This window comes from Kitasatospora sp. RG8 (assembly GCF_017813315.1).
GTDB lineage: Bacteria > Actinomycetota > Actinomycetes > Streptomycetales > Streptomycetaceae > Kitasatospora.
In genome coordinates this window covers 412,650-435,207 of record NZ_JAGIYX010000001.1, presented here as the reverse complement: position 1 = coordinate 435,207, position 22,558 = coordinate 412,650, and the positions used below count along the sequence as shown (strand labels likewise).

The window sequence follows — 22,558 nt, the reverse complement described above, 5'->3', positions numbered from 1 at the left end:
GCGCCTGCCGCCACCGCCCTCCCGGCCCTTGACCTCAAGCGGGCTTCAACTCCTAGCGTGATCGACGCCCCACCGCGTCCGTCCGTCCGCTTGGAGGCCCGTCATGACCGTTCACCTGCGCGCCTACCCCGAGGCGCGGCTCGCCGCCCAGCCGATCGGGTACTGGAGCGACCTGACCGCCCGGCTCGTCCTCGCCGCCATCCGGGGCGAACTCGCCGAGGAGGGCCTCACCCAGCCCCACTGGTGGACCCTCAACCACGTCGCCGGTGCGACCGCCGACTGGGAGCGCACCGCCCTCGCCGCCAAACTGGCCCCGTACGCGACCGGGCACCTCCCCGCCGTCGACTTCGACCGGGTCTTCGACGACCTCCGGGACCGTGGCTGGCTCGCCGAGTCCGCGGACGGCGGTGCCCTCGTCCTCACCGAGGCCGGAGAGGCCGGCCGGCAGCGGGCCCGTGAGCGCCTCGCCGCCGCCCACGAGCGGATCCACGACGGCATCCCCGCCGCCGACCGGGCCGCCGCCCTCGACGTGCTGCGCCGCATGGTCGCCAACCTCGGCGGGGACGCCGACCTGCCGTCCTGAGGCGCCGTCCCGGGCCGCCGGAGCCCGGCCAGGACCACCGGGGCCCGGGACTCAGCCGGTGGCGCCGTCGGCCAGGCGCTCCTGCTGGATCTCGGGCCGCTTGCTGTCCCAGAGCAGCTCCCACACCTTGAACACGCAGTGGTAGTCCCGCATGCTGCCCTTGGCGATCAGCATGTAGGTGTCGCCGTCCCGCAGGACGGTGCGCTGGCGGGGGTTGAACGGGTGCTGCGGCGTGTACGTCGGGACGAGCCGCTTCAGCTCGGCGAGCGCCTCCTCGCGGCTGCCCTCGATCTCGGCGAGTACCTTGGTGCCCCAGATCCGGTCGTTGCCGACGCCCTCGGTCTCCTGGACGATCAGTGCCCAGCGCGCCATGGCCCACCCCTCAGTTCAGCTGCCGAAGCCTGCGGAAGCGATCATCCTACCGAGACGGGCGAAGGCACCGCCGGGGCGCTCGCCTTGAAGAAGACGGTGGTCGGGTGCGGGACGCCCGCCGGGTCGGTCGCGTAGTCGGGCACCGTGCCGACCCTGGTCCAGCCCGCGGCCTCGTACATCCGCTCGGCGGGGCTGTCCGTCTCGGTGTCCAGCACCAGCAGCCGGATGCCGCGCCCGGCGGCGGCCGACTCCAGGGCGTCGAGCAGCCGGCCGGCCAGGCCCTGCCCGCGGTCCCTCGGGTCGACCATCAGCTTGGCCACCTCGCCGCGGTGACGGCCGTTCGCGGGCGTCGCGGGGCGCAGCTGCACCGTCCCGGCGATCCGGCCCGCGCCCCCGGCGTCCTCCGTGCCCGCGCCCCCGGCGTCCGTGCCGTTCCCGCCGTCCTCGCCCGCGCGGGCCACCCAGAGCAGCAGCCGTCCGGCCGCGACGTCCGGGACCAGCGAACGCCACCAGGCCGCCGCCGCCTCGTGGTCGAGCGGGGCGAGGAAGCCGAGCGAGGCGCCGCCGTCGACGGTGTCCACCAGCAGCCCGGCAAGCCGCCCCGACGCGTCCGCCAGTTGCTCCGCCGTCAACAGCTCGACTGTGTACATGCTCACTCCCTCGCCTCGGACCGTCCGGAGCCGGGCCCCGTGCGGAATACTCGCCGGTACCCGCGACGGCCGGTACCCCCGCCGGCCCCGGAGCGGCACCCCGACCGGCCCGGACGCCACCGGCCCGGACCGGTGACCGCCGAGACTACAAGCACGACAAGGAGCTTCAATGGCGAAGCCGAACCGGATCGACCCGGCCGACCTGCTCGCCGTCGGTGACCTGCTCACCGACGAGGAGCGGCTGATCCGCGACACCGTCAGGAAGTTCACCGAGGAGCGGATCCGCCCGCACCTCGGCGACTGGTTCGAGCGCGGTGTCTTCCCGGCCCGCGAACTCGCCCCCGAACTGGGCGCCCTCGGTGTGCTCGGCATGCACCTCGACGGCTACGGCTGCACCGGCTCCACCGCCGTCGCCTACGGCGTCGCCTGCATGGAACTGGAGGCGGCCGACTCCGGGCTGCGCAGCTTCGTCTCCGTCCAGGGCTCGCTGGCGATGCGCTCGATCCACGCCTACGGGTCCGAGGAGCAGAAGCAGCGCTGGCTGCCCGGCATGGCCGCCGGCGAGCTCATCGGCTGCTTCGGCCTCACCGAGCCCGACTTCGGCTCCGACCCGGCCAACATGCGCACCCGCGCCCGCCGCAAGGGCGTCGGCGAAGGCGCCGACTGGGTGCTCTCCGGCTCCAAGATGTGGATCACCAACGGCAGCATCTCCGACGTCGCCGTCGTCTGGGCGCAGACCGAGGACGGCGTCCGCGGCTTCCTCGTGGAGCCCGGCACCCCCGGCTTCACGGCCACCGACGTGCACGGGAAGCTCTCGCTGCGCGCCTCGGTCACCAGCGAGCTGGCCTTCGACGAGGTCGTGCTGCCCGCCGACGCCGTCCTGCCCGGTGTGACCGGCCTGCGCGGACCGCTCTCCTCCCTCAACGAGGCCCGCTACGGCATCCTCTGGGGCACCGTCGGCGCCGCCCGCGACTGCTACACCGCCGCGCTGGACTACGCGAAGAGCCGCGTCCAGTTCGACCGCCCGATCGCCGGGTTCCAGCTCACCCAGCAGAAGCTGGTCGAGATGATGCTGGAGGTGGAGAAGGCCTACCTGGTCGCGCTGCGGATCGGCCGGCTCAAGGACGAGGGGGCGGCCCGCCCGGCCCACATCAGCTTCGGCAAGCTCAACAACGTGCGCGCCGCGCTGGAGATCGCCCGCAGCGCCCGTACCGTACTCGGCGCCAACGGCATCACCACCGAGTACCCGGTGCTGCGGCACGCCAACAACCTGGAGTCGGTGCTCACGTACGAGGGCACCAGCGAGATCCACACCCTCGTCCTCGGCGAGGCCATCACCGGCGAGTCGGCCTACCGCTGACGGCCGGTGCGCCCCGAAAAGCGGTGGCCGGGCCGGCACCGGCCCGGCTACCGTCGCCCCCCATGACCAGCCGGACGCCCACCACCTCCCCGACCACGACCCTCTGGCGGCCCACCGGGCCCGAGGAGTTGGCGCTGGTCGAGGCCGCCGACCGGCGCGCCTGGCCGCCTCGGCTGCCCGACCAGCCGATCTTCTACCCGGTGCTCAACGAGGACTACGCGATCCGGATCGCCCGCGACTGGAACGTCCCCGCGTCCGGCGTCGGCTACGTCACCAGGTTCGAGGTGGACACCGCCTTCCTGGCCCGCTACCCCGTGCAGCAGGCCGGCGGCCGGACCATCCTCGAACTCTGGGTGCCCGCCGAGGAGCTGCCCGAGTTCAACCGGCACATCGTCGGCCGCATCGAGGTCGTCCACGAGTTCCGGCCCGCGCCGTGACGGGCGGGGCGAGGGAGGGTGGTGTGCGGGAGGGCGGGGCGAGGGAGGGCGGTGCGCCCGTGCTGCTCACCTCGGCCCAGGCGACGAGCACCACCGTGCTGCTCGCCGAGGCCGCCGCCGCCCGCGGCCTGGAGACCGCGGTCCTCGCCGGCCCGGCCACCGTCGACCGGCTGGCGGGGCGGGCCGTCCACTGGTACGGCGGCCCGTTCGCCGCCGCCCGGGTCGCCGGTCCGCTCGGCCTCGCCCTGCTCGAACCCGCGGACGACTGGCTGCCCGGGCTGCCCGAGGAGTTCACCGGCCGCCGGATCGAGCTGACCACCCTCTCCGAGGCGTGGACGCTCACCCGGCCCGCCTTCGTGAAGCCGCCCGCCGACAAGTCCCTCCCGCCGGCCGTCTATCCCGACGGCTCCCGCCTGCCGCGCCACGGCGAGCGGATCGGCCCCGACACTCCGGTGCTGGTGAGCGACCCGGTGACCTTCGGCGCCGAGTACCGGCTCTTCGTCCTCGACGGCGAGGTCGTCACCGGCAGCCGCTACGCCCGCTTCGGCCGGCTCGACCCCGGCCCGCTCACCCCCGGGGCCGCCGCCTTCGCCGACCGGCTGCTGGCCGCCGCCGGTGCGAGCCTGCCCAGCGGCGTCGCCCTCGACGTCGGCCAGCTGCTCGACCCCTACGACCCGGTCGCGCGCTGGGCCGTCGTCGAGGCGAACCTCCCGTGGTTCGCCCACTGCTACGCGGCCGATCCGGCCCGCGTCCTGGACGTGGTCCTGCGCGCCGCCGGCCCGGCCGCGGCGCTGCGCCCGGCCGACCACCGGTTCGTCCGCGCCTCCGGCTGACGGCCCCGGCCGGTCTCCCGCCGGCCTGCCGCCGCCCGGGCAGGCCCCTGCCTCCCGCCGTCCGCCCGAAGCTCGTAGGCCCCTGCCACCGGCCGGACACCCGCCGTTCCATCCGGGGACACCAACCGGTACCCCCGGCGGTGCAGCATGTCGCGGTCGGCGGCGCCTGCGGGGCGCGGCCGGGCACCGCGAAAGGAACCCCCTCACCATGGCCACACCTCCGCCGCCCCGACCCCGTGTCCTCGTCGTCGGGATCGACGGCGTCCGGTACGACCTGCTGGAGCAGGTCCCGATGCCGAGGCTCGCGGAGGTGGCCGAGGCCGGGTTCCTGGCGCCCGTCACCGTGGCGGAGTCCACGCCCACCATGTCCGGACCCTGCTGGGCCACCATCGTCACCGGTGTCGAGCCCGCCAAGCACGGAGTCTGGGGCAACCACCTGGCCGGCAACCGGCTCGACGTCTTCCCCGACTTCGCCACCCGCCTCGCCCGGCAGGACCGCCGGCGCACCTTCGTCGCCGCGGGCTGGGACCCGCTGGTGATCAACGAGTCCGGCGGCCCGCTGTTCCGCGCCCCCGGCCGCCTCTCCTACGTCGCCCCCGCCGAGGACAGCCCCGAGGCCTGGGAGGCCGTGGACGAGGAGGTCACCCGGGAGGCCGTGCACGTCCTGTCCACCGCCGACCCGGAGGCGTCCTTCGTCTACCTCGGCGCCGTCGACGAGACCGCCCACTTCCTCGGCTGCGGCGAGGAGTACCGGGCCGCCATGCGCGCCGCCGACCAGCGCCTCGGGCGGCTGCTCGACGCCGTCCGGGGCCGGGCCGGCCACGCCGACGAGGCGTGGACGGTCATCGTCGTCACCGACCACGGCCACGTCGACGGGGGCGGCCACGGCGGCCGCACGCCCGAGGAGCGCACCGCCTGGGTGGCCTGCGCCGGACCCGGCATCCCCGCCGCCCCGCCGGCCGGCGAGATCCGCCACCCGGACGTCGCAGCCCAGGTGTACGCGGCCCTCGGACGGCCCATCGACCCGCACTGGACTCTGGACGGCCGCCCGTTCCCGGTCGCCCGGCCCGTCCCGGCAGGCGTCTGAAAGCGCTGGCCACAGGGGTTGTCGGGGGCCTCGCCCGGGCCGGCGAACCCTGAGGCGGGGGAGCCGCGTGTCCCCCTGAAGGTGGAGACCGTACCCCTGCGGTCGGAGGAACGGCCGCGACCTTCAGGTGACGCCCCGGCAGCCCACGACGGGTCAGGATGGAGTGACCCCGGGAGACCGGGCGGCGCAAACGCGTCAGACGGCGGACACCGGCAGCGGTGGCACCGGACAGGAGAGGGCAGGGCGGGGCATGAACGGCATCGTGAGCAAGGTCGCACTCGGGATCGCGGGCACGGGCATGGTCGTGGCCGTCGCGGCCGTGGCGGTCGGCCCGCGGGTCTCCGAGTGGTACGACGGCCGCCACCAGGAGCAGGCCACCTACGCCACCGGCAGCGCCGCCAAGGCGAGCGCGCACACGATGCCGGGCTGGCTGCCCGACAACGCGTCCTCCGTCCAGTACATGCGGTCCACCACGGGCGACGACCGCCTGCTGCACGCCACCCTGGCCGAGGGCCGGCTGCCCGCGGGCTGCACCACCACCACACCGGGCCGCAGCGCCCACCCGGTGCCGGCCACCCTGAAGGCGGGGTGGTTCCCGGAGGGCGTCGCCTCGAAGATCACCGGCAGCTGCGGGCACTACAACGTCACGCTGACGGGCAACCAGCTGTACGCCTGGCAGGACGGCGCCGCCGTCCAGGCCGCGCAGCGCGCGGGGCAGCAGGCCAAGCACTGACTCCGGCCGGGTGCCGAGGCCGGCACTGCGCCTGGCCCGGCCGGGTCTGATGCCGGCGCCTGGCCCGGCCGGGTCTGATGCCGGCACCGCACGGGGCCCGGCCCGAAGGTCCGGGTGGTCGAGGCCCGGGCGACGTGGCCCGGGCGACGTGGGCGGGGCGCGCCACGAAGGCCGGGCGGCGCTGGGCCGCGCGGCCGACGCCGGGTATCGCGGGCCGGTCCCGCTGGGGTAGGACGGAGCGAGCAGCAACCCAGCGACCGTCCCGTGAGGAGCCCCATGCCTGGTCCGACCGCCGGCCCCGCCGGCGAGACGTCGACCGCCTCCACCACCCGCACCGGCTCCGGCCGCACCGGCACCGCCCCCGGCCGCGCCACCGTCGCCGTCCTCGGCGGCCTGGTCGCCCTCGGACCGCTCACCACCGACCTCTACCTGCCCGGCCTGCCCACGATCGCCGGGGACCTCGCCGTCGAGCCGGCGGCCGTCCAGCTGACCCTCACGTTCTCGATGTTCGGCGTGGCGGCCGGGCAGCTGATCCTCGGACCGCTCAGTGACCGCTTCGGCCGCCGTCCGCCGCTGCTCGTCGGCCTCGTCGTCTACACCGTGGCCAGCGTCGTCTGCGTGTTCGCGCCCACCCTGCCCGTCCTGGTAGCCGCCCGGTTCGTCCAGGGCGCCGCCGGGGCGGCGGGCCTGGTCATCGGCCGCGCGGTCGCCCGGGACCGCTTCCAGGGCATCGCGATGCTCCGCTTCCTCGCCTCGGTCAGCCTGATCTCCGGCCTCGCCCCGATCCTCGCCCCGCTCGTCGGCGCGCAGCTGCTCCGCGTGACCTCCTGGCGCGGCACCTTCGGCGCTCTCACCGCCCTCGGCCTGCTGCTCTCGCTGATCGCCTTCGCCGCCCTGCGCGAGACGCTGCCGCCCGCCGACCGCCACCGCGGCGGGCTCGCCGGCACCCTGCGCACGATGGGCGGCCTGCTGGGCAACCTGCCGTTCCTCGGCCTCGTCCTGACGAGCGCCTTCGCCTTCGGCTCGCTGTTCGGCTACATCAGCGGCTCCTCGGTGGTGCTCCAGCACGTCTACCACGTCTCGCCGCAGACCTACAGCCTGCTCTTTGGCGTCAACTCGCTGGCCATCGTCGCCGTCACCCAGCTGAACGGCCGCGTGCTCGCCCGGCGCTACACCCCCGGCGCGCTGATGCTCGCCGGGCTCGGTGCGGCGATCGCCGCCGGGGTGGCCCTGCTCCTGGTCACCGCCGTCTGGGACTTCGGCCTGCCCGGGGTCTGCCCGGCCCTGTTCGTGCTGATGGGCAGCCTCGGCGTGATCCTCCCGAACACCGCCGCCCAGGCCCTGAGCCTCGTCCCGCCGCAGGCCGCCGGCTCCGCCTCGGCCCTCCTCGGCACCGGCAACTTCGTGTGCGGCGCCGTCGTCGCCCCGCTCAGCAGTCTCGGCGGCTCGCCCTCGGCGGTGCTGCTCGCCACCGTCGTCCTCGTCTGCGCGCTCCTCGCCGCCGTCTGCTACCTCGTGCTCTGCCGCCGCGGGCCGGCGCCGGACGCCGCGGCGGCCGCGTCGGCGGGCTGACGGGGGGAGTCCCCTCGGCGGGCTGGCCGGGCCGCTCACCCCCGTTCGGAACGTGCCGCCGGGGGTGCCGCGACGGGTGGTCGCGGCACCCCCGGCGGGGTGGTCGGCTACTGCGCGCCGGGCGCAGCCTGCCGGGGCAGGCAGGGCAGGCAGGGCAGGCAGGGCAGGCAGGGCAGGCAGAGCAGGCGGGTCAGACGGGTCAGGCGGGTCAGGCGATGGCGAAGTCGTCGCCGTAGACGTTGCCCTGGCCGTACCAGCCGTGCAGGTACACCGTGACGGTGCCGGTGGCGCCGGTGGTGAACGGGACGCTCAGCCTGGTCCAGCCGGAGGCGTTCGTCCAGGTGCTGGCGGTGGCGCCGCCGCTCACGCCGAGGTAGGCGTAGCTGCCCTGGACCCAGCCGCTCAGCGTGTACGAGGTGTTGGGCTGGAGCGTCACGGTCTGCGAGCACTGGCCGGTCTGGCCGGCGCCGGCCGCCGCCTGGAGGGCGTAGGAGCCGGAGTGGGCCGGGGTGGAGACCACCGCGCCGCCGCTCTGGCAGGTCCAGGGGGCGAGGCTGCCGGTCTCCAGGCCGCCGTTGACGAGGCCGCCGGGCGGGGTGACCCCGGTGACCGTCAGGTTGTAGGTGCCGGTGTGGCTGCCGGACGCGCCGCTGCCGGTGACGGTTAGCGGGTAGGTGCCGGGGGCCGCCGAGGCGGTGGTGGTGATGTTGAGGGTGGCCGTGTTGCCGGCGGTGACGCTGCCGGGGGTCACGGTGGCGGTGACGCCGGCGGGGGCGCCGGTGACGGTGAGGTTGAGGCTCTGCGCGGAACCGGCCGTCACGGCGGTGGAGATGGTCGCGCTGGTGGAGGAACCGGCGGTGACCGTGCCGGAGTTCGGGTTCACGGCGACCGAGAAGTCGTTGCCCACCGGGGTGCTGCTGGTGAAGGGCGCGAAGATGTGGGTGAAGTCCCAGGTGCCCTGGCTGATTCCCGAGCAGTCGTCCCGCCCGCCGGTCCCCGGGCAGCCGCCGTTGTCACGCTGGAGGGCCCAGAAGGAGAGCGTGTTGATGCCCTTCGAGACCGCCCAGTTGTAGACGGTGGTGGCGTTGGCGACGGTGAAGGTCTCGGCCGCGCCGAAGTCGTCGATGCCGACCATCTCGGTGATGCCGATCGAACCCCACAGCTGGGCGGGGGTCTTGGTCGGGTAGAGCTTGGCCAACTGGTTGTAGAGCCCGGTCGCCGAGGTCTGGGTGTCGGCGGCCATGTCGTGGGCGGCGTTGTCGTAGTAGTCGAAGGTCATCATGTTGACGACGTCGATCCGGGCGTTGTTGCTGACCGCGTTCTTCAGCACCGCCAGGCCGCTGGAGGCCAGGCCGCTGGTGGTGGTCGGCAGCGTGTAGGAGAACTGGACCGAACGGCCGTTGGCGGCCGCCCAGTCCTGCACCAGCTTGATCGCCTTGTTGCGGCGGTCGATGCCGGCGGTGTTGGTCAGCGAGTTGTCCTCGATGTCGAGGTCGATCCGGCTGATGTCGTAGGTGGTGATGACGTTCTCGAAGGCGGCCGCGATCTGGTTCACGTCCGTGCAGCTGTCGGCGAGTTCGGTACCGGTGTTGTCGGCGGTGTAGCCGCCGAAGGACGGGATCACGTCGCCGCCGTTCGCCCGGATGGTGGCGATGTCGGCCCCGAACGAGGACGAGGCGACCGGCAGTCCGGTGTCGCCGTTCCAGTACGGCGTGCACGAGCCCTTGGTGGCGGTCTGCAGGAACGCCATCGTCAGGTGCTTGGCGCCGGACTGCGCGGCCAGCGCCGCCGGGCTCTGGCCGGTCCAGGACTCGAAGTAGGGGGCGAACACCCGGTTCGGCAACGGAGTCGCGGCCTCGGCCGGGCCCGTCCCGGCGGCGACCAGCCCGGCCGACGCGACCAGCGTGGCACAGGCGGTCAGGGCGGCCTGGATCGTTCTGCGTAGACGCATGGATTCTCCAACAGACTTGGTGGGGCAGGACGTTGGCGAAGTACTGAACTGTGCTGCGGGAATGCGGAGGTGCGGTCTTGCTCGGTAACGGCCTTGCTGGATGGGGGCGTTGCGGAGTTGCACCCTTGCGGGCTTGCGGGCCTGCTCGGGTGCGGACTTGCGGGGTGGGGGCGTGCGGGAGCCGCGGCGGAACGGGCATGCCGGTGTGCGGGCATGCGGAACGGTGCGGTCGGGGGCGGAGCGGAGCAGGGCATGGCAGTGCCTCAGCCGCCGGTGGTCACACCCCCACAGTGCATCCCGGTCGGATCGACATGCTTATGGTTGGACTAGACCAGTCCTCTGTCAAGAGTCCTAACAGTTCGTCGGCGCACCGGTCCGGCCGTTGTGGGGCGGGCAATCTGCTTGCGGGCGGCGGTGCCGTTCGACATGATCGTTCCCATGTGCGACCTCAACAGGAAGGGCGATCGCCGCCCGGGCAGGTGAGCCCCACCCGCCGACGCCGGACACCCACGGCCCGGCCCGCGCCACCCGCCATCCGCAACTCGAAGCCCGTGCCGGAAGCCCGAAGCCGGAATCCGGAAGTCCGAGGAGCGTGGCGGGATTCGCTGTGCGCGCCCGACTCCTTGCCGTCCGCCGCCGGCCGCCCACGACGGGCCGCCTGCGGTGAGTCGTCCGCGATCCCGATGACCGCGATCCCGATGACCGCCATGCCGATGTCCGCGATCGCGACGTCAGTCGTACCTCCCGCACGCCTTGCTCCCGTCCGCCCCCGCGCCCGTTCGACCCTCTGGAGGAAACCCTGTGATGACGACCCCGCTGGAGACCGCCTGGAGCCTCGTCGAGGCCGGTGACCCGGACGCGGCCCTGCGCGAACTCCGCTCGGCCGCAGCGGAGGTGGCCGCAGCCGAGGTCGCCCCGCTGGTCGGGCGGCTCGCTGTCGACGGCGGCTTCGAGGACCTCGCCGCAGCCGCCCGCGCCCTCGTCGCCGCGCCCGCCGACCCCGTCGCGCTCTACGAGTACGGTTACGCGTGCGTCGGGAGCGGCGCCGCCTTCCTGGCCGTCCCCGCCCTCGCCGAGGCCCTGCGCCTGGCCGCCGCCCCGAAGCGCGGCCTGTTCGCCCGGGGTCGCGGCCATGCCGACCAGCGCCTGCCCATCCTCGCCGAACTCGCCGTCGCCCTGGAGGACGAGGAGCGGCACGCCGAGGCCGTCACGGTGCTGCGCGAACACGACGCCCTGCTCCGCGACTGGCCCGAGCGCTACCTGCTCGCCTACAACGCCTTGATGGCCGGCGACGCCGCCGCGGCCCGCGCGGACCTCGACCGCCTGCCCGCCGACGCCGGGCAGTGGCAGCCCGCCGCCGACCGGCTGCGCCGCTCACTGGAGCGCGCCGACGCCGTTGCTGCCACCGCACGGCCCGGCGGTTCCGACCCACTCGGCCACCAGGCCCTGCGCGCCTGGCACTTCACCCTCACCGGCGGCCTGCTGGCCACGCTCTCGCCGTACGGCTGGACTGCGGGCATGACCGGCCGCTACGCGTTCGTCCAGGACGACTACGGCCTCTGCCGTCGCACGCTGGAGCGGCTGCGGCTGGTGCTGGAGGCGACCGGGACCCGCCCGCGGTCGGTCTCGCTGCTGCCGGGGCGCGCCGACCGCGCTCTCGGCCTGGCCGCCGCGGAGGTACTCGGCCTGCCCGTGCAGCCCTACCGGCCGGGCGCCGGGAACTCCGTCGTGGTGGCGTACGACCTGGGGGAGGTGGACGACGAACTGGTCGTCCTGCTGCGCGAGCGTGCGCCCGGCGAGGTGCTGTACGAGCACGCCACGTGCTGGACCAGCCCGCCGGGCGCTGCCGCCGACGTCTGCGGCCTGCTCGGCCAGACGGTGCGTGCCCCCTGGGAGCCCTTCGGGGGCGAGCCGGACGGGCGCACCGCCGAGGAGTTGGCGGCGGACATCCTCGCCGCCGACCCGACGCCCGACGACGGTGACGGAGAGACCCCGGCCGACCCGGACGAGGCGCTGGCCGCCTTCGCCCGCGCCGTCGGGCACCGGTGGCTGGCCGGTCCGCGCGACCGTTGCCGCTCCAGCGGCCCGGTCCGCAGCTCGCGCTTCGCGTGATCTGCTTCGCCTGCTGCAGCATCTCTGAGGTGACGTCAGGCGCAACGAATGGGAGGCGCCCTCCGAGTCCGGGGGTCTCTCACCCGGCGCTGTTCCGGTCGGCCTGCGCCTCGTCAGGCTGCCGGCGGGATAGGAGCTCCCGTGCGTCGGTGACCGCCCGCGCTGGGGTTCTCGCGGCCCCTGCAAGGGGGTTCGAGCGGCATGGCGGAACGGCGGCACCGCGGCATTGGTGCGCCGTGGCCGCGCGCGGGCGTCGCGCGCGGCCACGGCTGCCCGGAGCTCAGGACACCGGGCCGCTCACCGGGTGGCGTGAGGGGGCCGCTCGGACCTGCTCACACACCCGGGTCTGTTCAGGCCGGCGGGCAGAGGGTGGCGCGCAGTGCGTCGAGGATCTTCCCGGCCTTCTCGTCGCCGAAGCCCTGGGGGTGGTCGGGTGCGGTGAAGCGCTGGTTGGCGAGCTCGACCAGCTTGGTCCGGTCCTTGGGGAACTGGTACATCGACTGGCACTGGGTGCGGGCCCGGTCGACGGCCTGGTCCGGCTTGCCGCCGACGATCGCCGGGTCGATCGCGTCCAGCGCGGCGACCAGCTTGGCGGTGACGTCGCTGCCCGGCTTGGTGGGCAGCCCGGCGTCGGCCGGCGGCGCGGGCTTGGACGGCGCCGCGGTGTTGGGGGCGTCGGGGGCGCCGGGTGAGGAGGCGCCGGGGGCCGGTCCGTCGGAGGCGCCCGCGGCGGGGGTGGTCGGCGTGCCCGGGGTGGCCGCGGCTGTGTCGCCGGTGGCGGGGGTGCTCGCGGCGGGGGCGGCGGGTGTGGTGGCGGCGGTCGAGGCGGTGGGGGTGCCGCTCGCGGTGCTGCCGGCTGCGGTGGTGCCGGAGCCCGAGCTGGAGCAGGCGGCGAGACTCACCGCGGCGAATGCCGTGAGGGTGGCGGCGAGAAGACGAGTGCGCATCCCGCCACACTGTCATGTTCGCGCCGCCCAAGGGAAGATCCTCAGATATGAGAAACGGGGCGTGAACCGGCGCAGGAGGAAGGAGGCAGCCGGGAGCGGGGGCAGAGGCGGAGGCGGGGACGGAGGCGGAGCGGGGACGGAGGGCGGCGGCCCGGGACGTTGCCCGGGGCCGCCGCCCGCAGGAGACCCGGCTCAGCTCAGGCCGTTGGTCTTCAGCCACTCCTTGGCCACCGCCGACGGGTCCTCCTTGTCGACGGCGACCTTCTTCATCAGCGTCAGCAGCCCCGCCGTGTCCAGCTTGGCCGACACCGCGTTGAGCGCGGCCGTGGCCTTGGCATCCACCCCCGCCTTGTTGACCAGCGGCGTGACGTTCTGCGCGCCGAACAGGCCCTTCGGGTCGGCCAGCGGTACGAGCTTCAGCTGGGAGATCTTCGGGTCGGTGGAGAAGACGTTGCCGATCTGGATGGTGCCGTCCTTGACCGCGTTGGCGGTGGTCTCGCCGGTCGGCTTCCACTCCTTGAAGGAGAGCCCGTAGACGTCCTTGAGCGGCTGCTCCTGGCGGTTCTTGAACTCCGGCGGGCCGCCGATGGTGAGCTCGCCCGCCTTGGCGGCCAGGTCGGCGATGCTCTTCAGGCCGTACTTGTCGGCGGTTTCCTGGCTGACGCTCAGGGTGTCCTTGTCCTCGGCGGGGGAGGAGTCCAGGAGGGCCAGCGAGGCCGGCAGGGTCTTCGCCAGCGTGGCGTTGACCTCCTCCTTGGTCGGTGCCGACGCCTTGCCACCCAGGTAGGCGAGGAGCGCGCCGTTGTACTCGGGCAGTACGGTCAGGCTGCCGTTCTGCAGCTGCCCGTAGAGCACCTCGCGGCTGCCGATGTTGAACTTCTCCTCGACCTTGACGCCCTTGGCCTTGAGCGCCTGCGAGTAGATCGAGCCGAGCAGCACGTTCTCGGGGAAGTTCGCCGAGCCGACCACCACGGTGGAGCCGGAACCCGCGCCGGTGGCCGCCGACGAGGAGCCGCCGCCCAGCGGGTCCCCGCCGGAGGAGGAGCAGGCGGTGGCGCCGAGGGCGAGCGCGGCGAGGGTGCCGAGGGCCAGGGCCCGGCGGACGTTTCTCCGGGGTGCGGAAGTCGACATGGTGACGTGTGTCCCTTCAGGAGCGTGAACGAGGAGCGGTGCGGCCGCCGGGCGTGAGCGGGAGCGGCCGGTGCGTGGGCGTGGACGAGGAACAGCCCGTCCACGGGTGCGGGGGACGATCAGCCGGCCCGGCGCCGGCCGCGCAGCCCGGGCGGGAGCGCGTACCGGGTGAGCAGGGCGAAGAAGAGCTGGACACCGACCGCGAGCAGCACCACCAGCAGCGCGCCGCCCGCCGTGACGGCGTAGTCCCGGGTGGCCAGCCCGTCGATGACGTACCGGCCGAGGCCGCCGAGACCGACGTACGCGGCGACCGTGGCCGTCGCGATCACCTGTACGGATGCGGTCCGGAACCCGGCCAGCAGGGTCGGCAGTGCGGACGGCAGGCAGACCTGCCACAGCACCTGCGGGTGCGTCAGCCCGACGCCGCGCGCGGCGTCCCGGACGTCCGGGTCGGTGCCGCGCACCCCCTCGACGGCGGCCACCAGCAGCGGTGGCGCGGCGAGGGCGATCAGCGGCACCAGGACGGCGGTGTCGCCCACCCCGGCCAGCAGCACCGCCAGCGTCACCAGCCCGAGCGTGGGCAGCGCGCGGGCGGCGCCGGCCAGCGAGGTGACGGCGGCGGCGCCGCGCCCGGTGTAGCCGATCAGCAGGCCGAGCGGGACGGCCAGCAGGGCCGCACAGAGCAGCGCCTCGCCGGAGAGCAGCAGGTGCTCGGCGACGCGGTGCACGATCGAGTCCGGGCCGCTGCGGCGGTCCGGGGAGGAGAAGAAGTCCCCCAGCCAGGAGAGCCAGTTCACCGGGCCGCCCCCTTCTCCCGGACGGCCCACGGCGCGAGCAGCCGCCGTGCGCCGAGCAGCAGCAGGTCCACGGCCAGTGCCAGGGCGGCGATCAGCACGATGCCGGCCACGATCGGGGTCGGGAAGGTGCGCTGGAAGCCGTCGATGAACAGGTAGCCCAGCCCGCCGCGCCCGATCAGCGCGCCGACGCTGGCCAGCGAGATGCTGGAGACCGCCGCCACCCGCAGACCGGCCACCAGGTACGGCACGGCGGCGGGCAGTTCGACGGCCGTGAGCCGGTGCCAGGGCCCGTAGCCCATCGCGGTGGCCGCCTGCCGGACCGGTTCGGGGACGGCCCGCAGCCCGTCCACCGTGGTCGGCAGCAGCACGGCCACGGCGTAGAAGGTGAGCGGGATCATCACGGTGGCCTGGGTGGCCAGTCCGGTGTAGGGGATGAGCAGCACGAAGACGGCCACCGACGGCAGCGCGTAGACGACGTTGAAGACGGCGGCGAAGGGCTGGTAGAGCCGGGGGTACCGGGTGCAGACCAGGCCGAGCGGGACGGCCAGCAGCAGGCCGATCAGCACCGGGAGCAGTGCGATCACCGCGTGGTCGGCGAGCAGGTCGCCGAGGTAGCCGAGGTGGTCGCCGATCCAGTACCAGCGGACGATCGGTTCATCGTCCACCGGTGGCCCCGTCCGTCGCGGCCCGGTCGGCGCCGTCCGGTCCGTCCGTCGCCCCGGGGCTCCCCGCCGGCTGGACGCCGGTTGCCGCGGGCTGGACGCCGGTTGCCGCCGGCTGGATGCCGGTTGCCGCTGACTTGACGACGGACCCCGCTGACTTGACGACGGACCCCGCCGACTTGTCGGCGGTTCCCGTGAGGGCGGCGGGAGTTCCGGTCAGGGGGGCGGTGTTCGCGAGGGCGGCGAGGACGGCCTCGCGGCTCGCCGTCCCGGTGGCCCGCCCGTCGGCGTCCAGCGCGACGGCGACCCCGGCGGGGGAGAGGACGGCGGCGTCCAGTGCGCTGCGCAGGGTGTCCGTCCCCGGGTGATAGCCGGCCGCCGGGTGCAGCGTGGCGGTGGGCGCGTCCCGGTCGATCCAGCCGATCGGGCGGCGTTGGTCGTCCAGTGCCAACTCCCAGCCGCCGTGGCGCAGCCCGTCGGCCACCGGGCGGACGGTGACGGTGGAGGCGGGGCGCAGGCCGAGCCCGCGCAGGCCGCGGTCGCGGCCGAGGAAGGCGGCGACGTCGTCGTCGGCGGGTGCGGTGAGCAGGGTGTGCGGATCGGCGAGCTGGGCGATCCGGCCCTGTTCGCGCAGCACCACGACCTGGTCGCCGAGCCGGACGGCCTCCTCGATGTCGTGCGTCACGAACAGCACCGTCTTGTGCAGCTCGGACTGGAGGCGCAGCAGCTCGTCCTGGAGCCCGGCGCGGACCACCGGGTCGACGGCGCTGAAAGGCTCGTCCATCAGCAGCACCGGCGGGTCCGCTGCCAGGGCCCGGGCCACGCCGACGCGCTGCTGCTGGCCGCCGGAGAGCTGGAACGGGTACCGCTTGCCGGTCTCGGGCGCCAGCCCGACCAGCTCCAGCAGCTCGGCGGCCCGGGCGCGGGCCTTCTTCCGGTCCCAGCCGAGCAGGTAGGGGACGGTGGCGATGTTGTCGATGACCCTGCGGTGCGGGAAGAGTCCGGCCTGCTGGATGACGTACCCGATGCCGCGGCGCAGTTTGGCGGGCTCCAGCTCGGCGACGTCCGTGCCGTCGAGCAGCACCCGGCCCGAGGTCGGCTCGACCATCCGGTTGACCATGCGCAGCAGGGTCGTCTTGCCGCAGCCGGACGGGCCGACCAGCACGGTTATCCGGCCGGTGGGCACGTCGAGGTCCAGGCCCCCGACGGCGATGGTGCCGTCGGGGTGGCGCTTTCCGGCGCCGTCGAATCTGATCACGGGGAGTTTCCTCGTCTCGGCGCCCCGTGGTGGCGGCGCCGATGGTGGCGGTCTGTCGGTCGGTGGCGGTTTGTCGACAGTTGACGGTGCGTGATGCAGCTGTCCATCTGTCATATCACCTGCCCGGACGTTCTTCCGCCCGCGTGGCTGCCCAGGAACGGGCCGGCGGAAACCCTGATCAGACTATGACCTGAATCATCTCCTGTCTCTGACGCACCACCCGGGCGCGTAGGTCCAGGGCCGCAGGACCAGCGGGAAGGAGGATTCCGCGGCTCCGCGGATCGGCGGATCCGGGCTCGCGGACCCGAGGGCCTCCAGGCCTGCCGGGCCCTCAGCCGCCCGGCCGGGTCGGCAGTCCGGCGGCCGCCCAGCCGACGAAGCCACCGTCCAGGTCGGTCGTGCGGTGCAGCCCCAGCTCGCGCAGCGAGGCCGCGGCCAGACTGGAGGCGTAGCCCTCCGAGCAGACCACGACCACCTCCACGTCGTACCCCGTCGCCTCCGGGATCCGGTGGCTTCCGGTCGGATCGAGCCGCCATTCCAGCACGTTGCGCTCGATCACCAGCGACCCCGGGATCTCCCCCTCGGCCGCCCGCTGCGCCGCCGGGCGGATGTCCACCAGCAGCGCGCCGTTCAGCTGCGCCTGGCGGGCCTCCCGGGCCCCGGGTCGGTGGACGCCCCCGCGGGCGCGCTCCACCAGGTCGTCGATCGTGGTCACCACTGCTCCGGTCCTTCCTGGGAGGTGCGGACCAGGCCACCGGCCCGCAGGTCGTAGTGCGCCATGGAGCTCAGCGGCGGCGAGTACGCGTGCAGGGTGACGGCCGGGCCGGAGGCCGTGTTGCGGACGTCGTGCACGTATTCGGGCCCGAACGCCCGGGTGGTGCCGGCGGGCACCCGGCGGATCAGCAGGCCCTGCTCGGGCCCGCCGAGCGAGAGCTCCTCCAGCTCGCCGAGCGCGACCGTGAACGCGCCGCGCGAGCCGCCGTGGTCGTGGAAGCCGGTGGACTGGCCGGGCAGCCAGCTGATCAGCCAGACCTCGTGGTCCTCGTCGGCCACCAGCCGGCGGTACCAGCGCTCGTCGGTGGAGAGGCGGACGTGGTGGATCCACCGGTCGGGCCGCTCGGCCAGCTCGCGGACGATCCCGCGCAGGACGTTGGGCGTCAGCGGGGCGCGGACCCCGTCGGTGGTGGCGGGTGCCGCCACCGCGGTGGCGGCGGCGGACGTTGTGGCGGTGGACGTTGTGGGGTCGGACGTTGTGGGGTCGGCGGTGCCGGGTGCGAGGTCCAGACTCATGTGGGCGTCCTCGGGGAAGGCGGAGCGAGCGGAGGGCGGGGGCCGTGCCCGGGCGCGGGCCCGGGTGGGGCCGCGGACGTGCCGACGGGCACGGGTGCGCCGGGCGGGGCGCGTCAGGAGTACGGGTGCGCGGTGCGGGTCCTGGAAGACGTCACAGGGCGGGACCGGCGGGGAAGGGCAGGGTCAACAGGCACAGATGGAACTCGCCTGGCGTCGCAGATCGACGTGCAGGCGGCAGACCAGAGTGGTGCCGGAGTCCATGCGCCGGATCCTTCCCGACGGGAAGGGCGCGAGTCAAGCGAGGCCCGTCACCCCTGCGTGGCGCGCCGGGGTGCGGGTGGAGTCGGCGCCGGGGCGGGCGAAGGGATGTGCGGCGCGCTGTCCGACGTGCTGTCCGATGCGCTGTCCGGCGGGGCCTGCGGCGGGGCCGCGGGGGCCTTCGCGCCCGGGCGGGCGCCGGTCAGTGCGGCCTTCACCAAGGGTGCGGCCTGCTCGCCCAGATGGCGCCCGAGCGTCTGGTACGCGTCGAACTGCCGGTGGTCGAACCACTGGTCGCCGGTGGAGTCGTTGGGGAAGGCCGGGTTGGCCACCGCGTAGGAGTGCAGCTCGTACGGCATGTCGGCGGTCAGCACGGCCTGGACGACGATCAGGGTGCCGTGGCTGCTCCCGCCACCTCCGTGCTCCCCACCGTCCGCGCCGTGCGCGCCGGCCCCTTCGTTCACGCCGTCCGCGCCGTCCTTGCCGTGCCCGCCCTCCTCGCCCTCCTCGCCCTCCTCGCCCTCCTCGTCCGCGACGGTGAGCGCGTCCGGATAGTGGATGTCGCCGGTGATCACCGTCCGGGCGGAGAGCCGGTCGGCCAGCCGCGCCGCCAGACCGCGCAGCGGCTGCCCGGCCGCGCTGCCCGGGATCAGCAGCTCGGGCTCGTGCAGGGTGATCGTGATGCCCAGCTCCTCGCGGGCGAGCGTGATCGCCGCCGCCAGGGTGGCCGCGTAGGAGGTGTCCCCGCTGGCGTCGATGCAGACCGCGGTGCGTACGCCGTGCCGGAGCAGTTCGACCAGCCCGAGGTTCTCGTAGTGACCGCCGTCGGTGGTGAGCAGGAACCGGTCGTCCATCGGGAACCGCCCGCACAGTTCGCGCAGTTGGTAGGGGAGCCGGCGGACGGCGGGCTGTGGTGCCCGCCGCCAGTCCCGCTCGGCCGCCCAGAGCGGACCGAGCACGGCGGGATTGGGCAGCCAGGTGCCGAGCCGGGCGTTGGTGACGGCGAACAGGCCCTGGTAGGCCCGGGACTGACGCCCCATCGCCGAGGAGAACGCGGCGCCGGAGACCGCCATCGCGGACTGCACGGTGAGGTCCCGGGCGATGTGCCGCCGGGTGCGCCGCTCCAGCAGGTCGGTCCGTGCGTAGCCGACGTCCGGCCCGCCCACGTAGTCGTGCGAGAAGGTGAACGAGACCGCCCTGCGCCCGGGCGGCGTACGGGAGTTGCCGGACAGGTTGGCCGCCGCCGCGAACACCACCTGCGGGAAGCCGGGGTGCGGGGCGCCGTAGTGGCTGAGCCGGGTCTGCTCGCGGAAGAAGTGGTACGGCCGGGCCAGGACCTCGCCGTCCTCGGTGGAGCGGCGAACGGCGAACGCGGAGGCCAGCCGGCGCCGGTAGAACGGGTGCAGGCCCATCCAGGTCTGGTCGAGGTTGAGCCCGACCGACCCGAGCGCGAGCGGCAGCAGCACCTGCGCGGCGACGGGCCAGGCGTGCCCGGTGGCGACCGCCCAGCCGAGGGCGAGCAGCGCGCCAGCCGACAGCGCGGCCAGCGCCGACCAGACCAGCAGGTACTCGGCGATCCGGCCGCCCAGCCCGCCGCCGAGGCGCCTGGCGCCGTCCAGCAGCCCGCCGAGGGCCGCCGCGCCCTGCTCGACGGCCCGGCGCCCGTGCCACAGGATGCCGAGCAGCAGCGCGAGGTAGCTGAGCAGGACGGTGAGGCTGAGCCCCGCACCGGTCTGCTGCGCGCCGACCGCGAGCGACTCCTGGAGCCGGACCGCGGCCCAGGCGAGCCCGGGCACCACCAGCACCCCGGCGGCCAGCAGCGCCGCCAGTGCCAGCGCGCCGTACGAGAGCCGGCGCAGCGTGCGCGGCAGCAGGGTGTTCCAGCCGAGCAGCGAGAAGGCCAGCAGCCAGAGCAGCCAGCAGGCGACGCCGGCCGCGAGCAGTCCGAGCAGCGCCAGGAGAGCCGGCTCGCGGACGGCGAACGGGCCGGGCGGTCCGCCCCCGCCGGTGCGCAGGCCGACCGCGGCCAGGCCGTCCAGGTCGGCCAGTGGCACGAGGTGGTAGAAGCGGCTCAGCCCGAGGCCGAGCACCAGGACGGCGGCGAGCAGCAGGGTGAGCGCCGCGACCAGGCCGCGCAGCAGCGTCCCGAGGGCGACCAGCCACTGCCCGGCGCCGTCCGCCAGGTACTTGGCGTGCCGGCGCAGGTGGTCCTCCTCCGGGGAGCCGGGCTCCAGGACGTCGTCCGCCGTCAGGCCGGAGACGGCGCGCACCGGTCCGCCGGGCGCCGCGTCGCTGAGCGCCAGTTGCAGTGCGCCGACGGTGTAGCCGCCGCCGGAGACGGAGACCAGGTAGCGGGCCTCCTTCAGCCAGGGGCGCAGCGCCTGGAGGGCGCCCAGGGTGATGCAGGCGGACCGGATGCCGCCGCCGGAGACACAGAACCCCAGCCGGGCGTGCTCGCGGCCGGGCGGCACCACGGCGCCGTTGCGCCAGCGGGCCCGGTGGTCGAGCGGGGGGTGCGTGCGGCGGCCGGTCGGCCAGTGCCCGCCGCGCGCGGTGGCCACCGGCCAGGGCGGAACCAGCGCGGGCGCCTCCGCCCCGGGAGCGCCGGCGGCCCCGGGAGCGCCAGGGGTCCCGGGAGGCTCCGGGGCCCCGGTGCGCCCGGAGGCGGTCTCGGGCGGGCGCCGGAACACGCCGCGCAGTGCGCGGTGGAGGGTGGCGGTGACGACGACCACGGCGATCACCCCGGCCGGCAGGAGCAGCAGCCACATGACGGTGGCGAGCGCGGAGGCGGCGGCGAACGGGGCGTCGGAGCCGGAGCCGGTGCCGACGGCGGGCGCCCCGAGGCCGCCCGGCCCGGCAAGCCGGTCCAGCCCGTCGAGCCGGCTGCCCAGCAGGGCGTTCCCCGCGAGGCCGCAGGCGCCCGCGAGCAGCCCGGCGCCGCCCCCGGCAAGTGCGGTGAGCCGCCAGTGCGGCCGGGTGAACACGTACCGGCCCAGCAACCCGGCCGCGGCGAGCGTCAGGGTGCAGCCGCCGAGCAGCCACCAGCCGGCCGCCAGCGCCGCCCGGTACGCGGCGGGCTGCCCGCCGGCCACGGCCCAGGCGGCCTCCCGGGTGCCGGCCAGCTGCAGGGCCACGCTCCGCACCGGCGGCGCCCAGTGGCGGAAGAGCAGCCACCCCACCGCGATCGGTACGGGCACGCCGAGCGCGAGCAGCACCCCGGCCCAGGGCGGGACCGGGCGCGGAACGGGAGCGGAGGACTCCTCGGACACCGCCACCACACCCACCTCCCCGTGCACCCCCCCGGGACCCGGCCGCCCGGGCGGAGCGGATCACTGTCGGCCACTGCCCGGTGACGCACCGGAGCAGCATCATGGCGCGTCTTACCCCGATGCGCAGTGCCCCGCACAGGATTCACCCGAATGAGTAAGGAGAGGGGTAGCGGGGTAGATGACCGTTTCATCCCATCTACTCGACCCCGCGTGTCCGCGTAACAGGATCGCCCCGGCCGCGTTGCGCCCGACGTATTGTCAGGCCACCGAGGCCGGGCCTACGGTCTACGCACCACGTTCTACGCACGTAGATGTGTCGTCGACACACGCGTCAACCCGCAGGCAGAACCGCCCCGCCAACCCTCAGACCGCAGGCCCGACCCCGGCCGGGCCGCGGAGTTGCGGAGGTACCCATGTCGCAGATCGTCCGCGCCGCCCTCGTCCAGACCCGGTGGACCGGAGACCAGGAGACGATGATCGCCCTCCACGAGCGGTACGCCCGCGAGGCCGCCGCCCAGGGAGCCGGGATCATCGGGTTCCAGGAGGTCTTCAACGCCCCCTACTTCTGTCAGGTCCAGGAGCCCGAGCACTACCGCTGGGCCGAGGCCGTCCCCGACGGCCCCACCGTCCGCCGGATGCAGGACCTCGCCCGGGAACTCGGCCTGGTGGTGGTCGTTCCCGTCTACGAGGAGGACCAGCCCGGCGTCTACTACAACACCGCCGCCGTGATCGACGCCGACGGCCGCTACCTCGGCAAGTACCGCAAGCACCACATCCCCCAGGTCAAGGGCTTCTGGGAGAAGTACTACTTCAAGCCCGGCAACCTCGGCTGGCCCGTCTTCGACACCGCCGTCGGCAAGGTCGGCGTCTACATCTGCTACGACCGCCACTTCCCCGAGGGCTGGCGCGCCCTCGGCCTGGCCGGCGCCCAGATCGTTTACAACCCCTCCGCCACCAGCCGCGGCCTCTCCGCCTACCTCTGGCAGCTCGAACAGCCCGCCGCCGCCGTCGCCAACGAGTACTTCGTCGCCGCCATCAACCGCGTCGGCACCGAGGAGTACGGCGACAACGACTTCTACGGCACCTCCTACTTCGTCGACCCGCGCGGCCAGTTCGTCGGCGACGTCGCCTCCGACAAGGAGGAGGAGCTCGTCGTCCGCGACCTCGACCTCGGCCTCATCGAAGAGGTCCGCCAACAGTGGGCGTTCTACCGCGACCGCCGCCCCGAGGCCTACGGACCCCTGACCGAGGCCTGA

General features: G+C 74.6%; 21 protein-coding genes. 9 read left to right on the top strand and 12 right to left on the bottom strand.

Features of this window, described 5'->3' with window-relative positions:
* Nucleotides 1-103 precede the first annotated feature (103 nt).
* The gene (locus J5Y04_RS01920; RefSeq protein WP_209409495.1) at nt 104-583 is read left to right on the top strand and encodes a MarR family winged helix-turn-helix transcriptional regulator; all 480 of its coding nucleotides are present in this window, start codon (nt 104-106) and stop codon (nt 581-583) included.
* Between the two features lie 51 nt (nt 584-634).
* Here J5Y04_RS01920 and J5Y04_RS01915 read toward each other — a convergent pair whose 3' ends face one another.
* A complete protein-coding gene (locus J5Y04_RS01915; protein ID WP_209409492.1) occupies nt 635-955 on the bottom strand; it encodes a hypothetical protein in 321 nt (106 codons plus the stop codon).
* Between the two features lie 41 nt (nt 956-996).
* Nucleotides 997-1,605, bottom strand: a complete 609-nt coding sequence (locus tag J5Y04_RS01910; RefSeq protein ID WP_209409490.1) for a GNAT family N-acetyltransferase — start codon at nt 1,603-1,605, stop codon at nt 997-999.
* Nucleotides 1,606-1,774: 169 nt separating this feature from the next.
* Here J5Y04_RS01910 and J5Y04_RS01905 point away from each other — a divergent pair, with 169 nt between their 5' ends.
* From J5Y04_RS01905 to J5Y04_RS01880, 6 genes are all read left to right on the top strand, one after another.
* Nucleotides 1,775-2,965 carry an acyl-CoA dehydrogenase family protein gene (locus tag J5Y04_RS01905; protein ID WP_209409486.1) on the top strand — a complete coding sequence of 397 codons (1,191 nt, stop codon included), beginning with the start codon at nt 1,775-1,777 and terminating at the stop codon, nt 2,963-2,965.
* 62 nt (nt 2,966-3,027) lie between these two features.
* Complete coding sequence (locus J5Y04_RS01900) at nt 3,028-3,402, top strand: ADP-ribosylation/crystallin J1 (protein ID WP_209409483.1); 375 nt, start codon at nt 3,028-3,030, stop codon at nt 3,400-3,402.
* Between the two features lie 59 nt (nt 3,403-3,461).
* Nucleotides 3,462-4,235 carry an ATP-grasp domain-containing protein gene (locus tag J5Y04_RS01895; RefSeq protein ID WP_209409480.1) on the top strand — a complete coding sequence of 258 codons (774 nt, stop codon included), beginning with the start codon at nt 3,462-3,464 and terminating at the stop codon, nt 4,233-4,235.
* Between the two features lie 208 nt (nt 4,236-4,443).
* Nucleotides 4,444-5,322, top strand: coding sequence for an alkaline phosphatase family protein (locus tag J5Y04_RS01890; RefSeq protein WP_209409477.1), 879 nt, complete (start codon nt 4,444-4,446; stop codon nt 5,320-5,322).
* Nucleotides 5,323-5,584: 262 nt separating this feature from the next.
* Nucleotides 5,585-6,055, top strand: coding sequence for a hypothetical protein (locus J5Y04_RS01885; RefSeq protein WP_307852881.1), 471 nt, complete (start codon nt 5,585-5,587; stop codon nt 6,053-6,055).
* A 276-nt stretch (nt 6,056-6,331) separates the two neighbouring features.
* Nucleotides 6,332-7,627, top strand: coding sequence for a multidrug effflux MFS transporter (locus tag J5Y04_RS01880; RefSeq protein WP_209409472.1), 1,296 nt, complete (start codon nt 6,332-6,334; stop codon nt 7,625-7,627).
* A 208-nt stretch (nt 7,628-7,835) separates the two neighbouring features.
* Here the strand turns inward: J5Y04_RS01880 and J5Y04_RS01875 are convergent, their stop codons facing one another.
* A complete protein-coding gene (locus J5Y04_RS01875) occupies nt 7,836-9,578 on the bottom strand; it encodes a glycosyl hydrolase family 18 protein (RefSeq protein WP_209409470.1) in 1,743 nt (580 codons plus the stop codon).
* Between the two features lie 804 nt (nt 9,579-10,382).
* Here J5Y04_RS01875 and J5Y04_RS01870 point away from each other — a divergent pair.
* Nucleotides 10,383-11,690 carry a hypothetical protein gene (locus J5Y04_RS01870; RefSeq protein ID WP_209409468.1) on the top strand — a complete coding sequence of 436 codons (1,308 nt, stop codon included), beginning with the start codon at nt 10,383-10,385 and terminating at the stop codon, nt 11,688-11,690.
* Nucleotides 11,691-12,040: 350 nt separating this feature from the next.
* On the opposite strand, the gene J5Y04_RS01865 is transcribed toward J5Y04_RS01870, so the two are convergent.
* From J5Y04_RS01865 to J5Y04_RS01830, 9 genes are all read right to left on the bottom strand, one after another.
* A complete protein-coding gene (locus tag J5Y04_RS01865; protein WP_209409466.1) occupies nt 12,041-12,637 on the bottom strand; it encodes a hypothetical protein in 597 nt (198 codons plus the stop codon).
* Nucleotides 12,638-12,829: 192 nt separating this feature from the next.
* Complete coding sequence (locus tag J5Y04_RS01860) at nt 12,830-13,768, bottom strand: ABC transporter substrate-binding protein (protein ID WP_209409463.1); 939 nt, start codon at nt 13,766-13,768, stop codon at nt 12,830-12,832.
* A gap of 119 nt (nt 13,769-13,887) precedes the next feature.
* Nucleotides 13,888-14,565 (bottom strand): ABC transporter permease, encoded by a 678-nt coding sequence (locus J5Y04_RS01855; protein ID WP_209409460.1) that lies wholly within the window; start codon nt 14,563-14,565, stop codon nt 13,888-13,890.
* Nucleotides 14,562-15,230, bottom strand: coding sequence for an ABC transporter permease (locus tag J5Y04_RS01850; RefSeq protein ID WP_209409458.1), 669 nt, complete (start codon nt 15,228-15,230; stop codon nt 14,562-14,564). The genes J5Y04_RS01855 and J5Y04_RS01850 overlap by 4 nt, the downstream gene beginning before the upstream one ends.
* A complete protein-coding gene (locus tag J5Y04_RS01845) occupies nt 15,220-16,485 on the bottom strand; it encodes an ATP-binding cassette domain-containing protein (protein ID WP_209409455.1) in 1,266 nt (421 codons plus the stop codon). The genes J5Y04_RS01850 and J5Y04_RS01845 overlap by 11 nt, the downstream gene beginning before the upstream one ends.
* A 331-nt stretch (nt 16,486-16,816) precedes the next feature.
* Nucleotides 16,817-17,203: a rhodanese-like domain-containing protein gene (locus J5Y04_RS01840; RefSeq protein WP_209409453.1), complete on the bottom strand. Its 387-nt coding sequence runs from the start codon at nt 17,201-17,203 to the stop codon at nt 16,817-16,819.
* A complete protein-coding gene (locus tag J5Y04_RS01835) occupies nt 17,197-17,775 on the bottom strand; it encodes a cysteine dioxygenase family protein (protein ID WP_209409450.1) in 579 nt (192 codons plus the stop codon). Before J5Y04_RS01835 ends, J5Y04_RS01840 begins: the two co-directional genes overlap by 7 nt.
* A 183-nt stretch (nt 17,776-17,958) precedes the next feature.
* Entirely contained in the window at nt 17,959-18,036 is a 78-nt protein-coding gene (locus tag J5Y04_RS43865; protein WP_101948289.1) for a putative leader peptide, read from the bottom strand.
* A gap of 47 nt (nt 18,037-18,083) precedes the next feature.
* Nucleotides 18,084-21,308 carry a hypothetical protein gene (locus tag J5Y04_RS01830; RefSeq protein ID WP_209409447.1) on the bottom strand — a complete coding sequence of 1,075 codons (3,225 nt, stop codon included), beginning with the start codon at nt 21,306-21,308 and terminating at the stop codon, nt 18,084-18,086.
* 407 nt (nt 21,309-21,715) lie between these two features.
* Here J5Y04_RS01830 and J5Y04_RS01825 point away from each other — a divergent pair, with 407 nt between their 5' ends.
* Nucleotides 21,716-22,558: a nitrilase-related carbon-nitrogen hydrolase gene (locus J5Y04_RS01825; RefSeq protein ID WP_148641865.1), complete on the top strand. Its 843-nt coding sequence runs from the start codon at nt 21,716-21,718 to the stop codon at nt 22,556-22,558.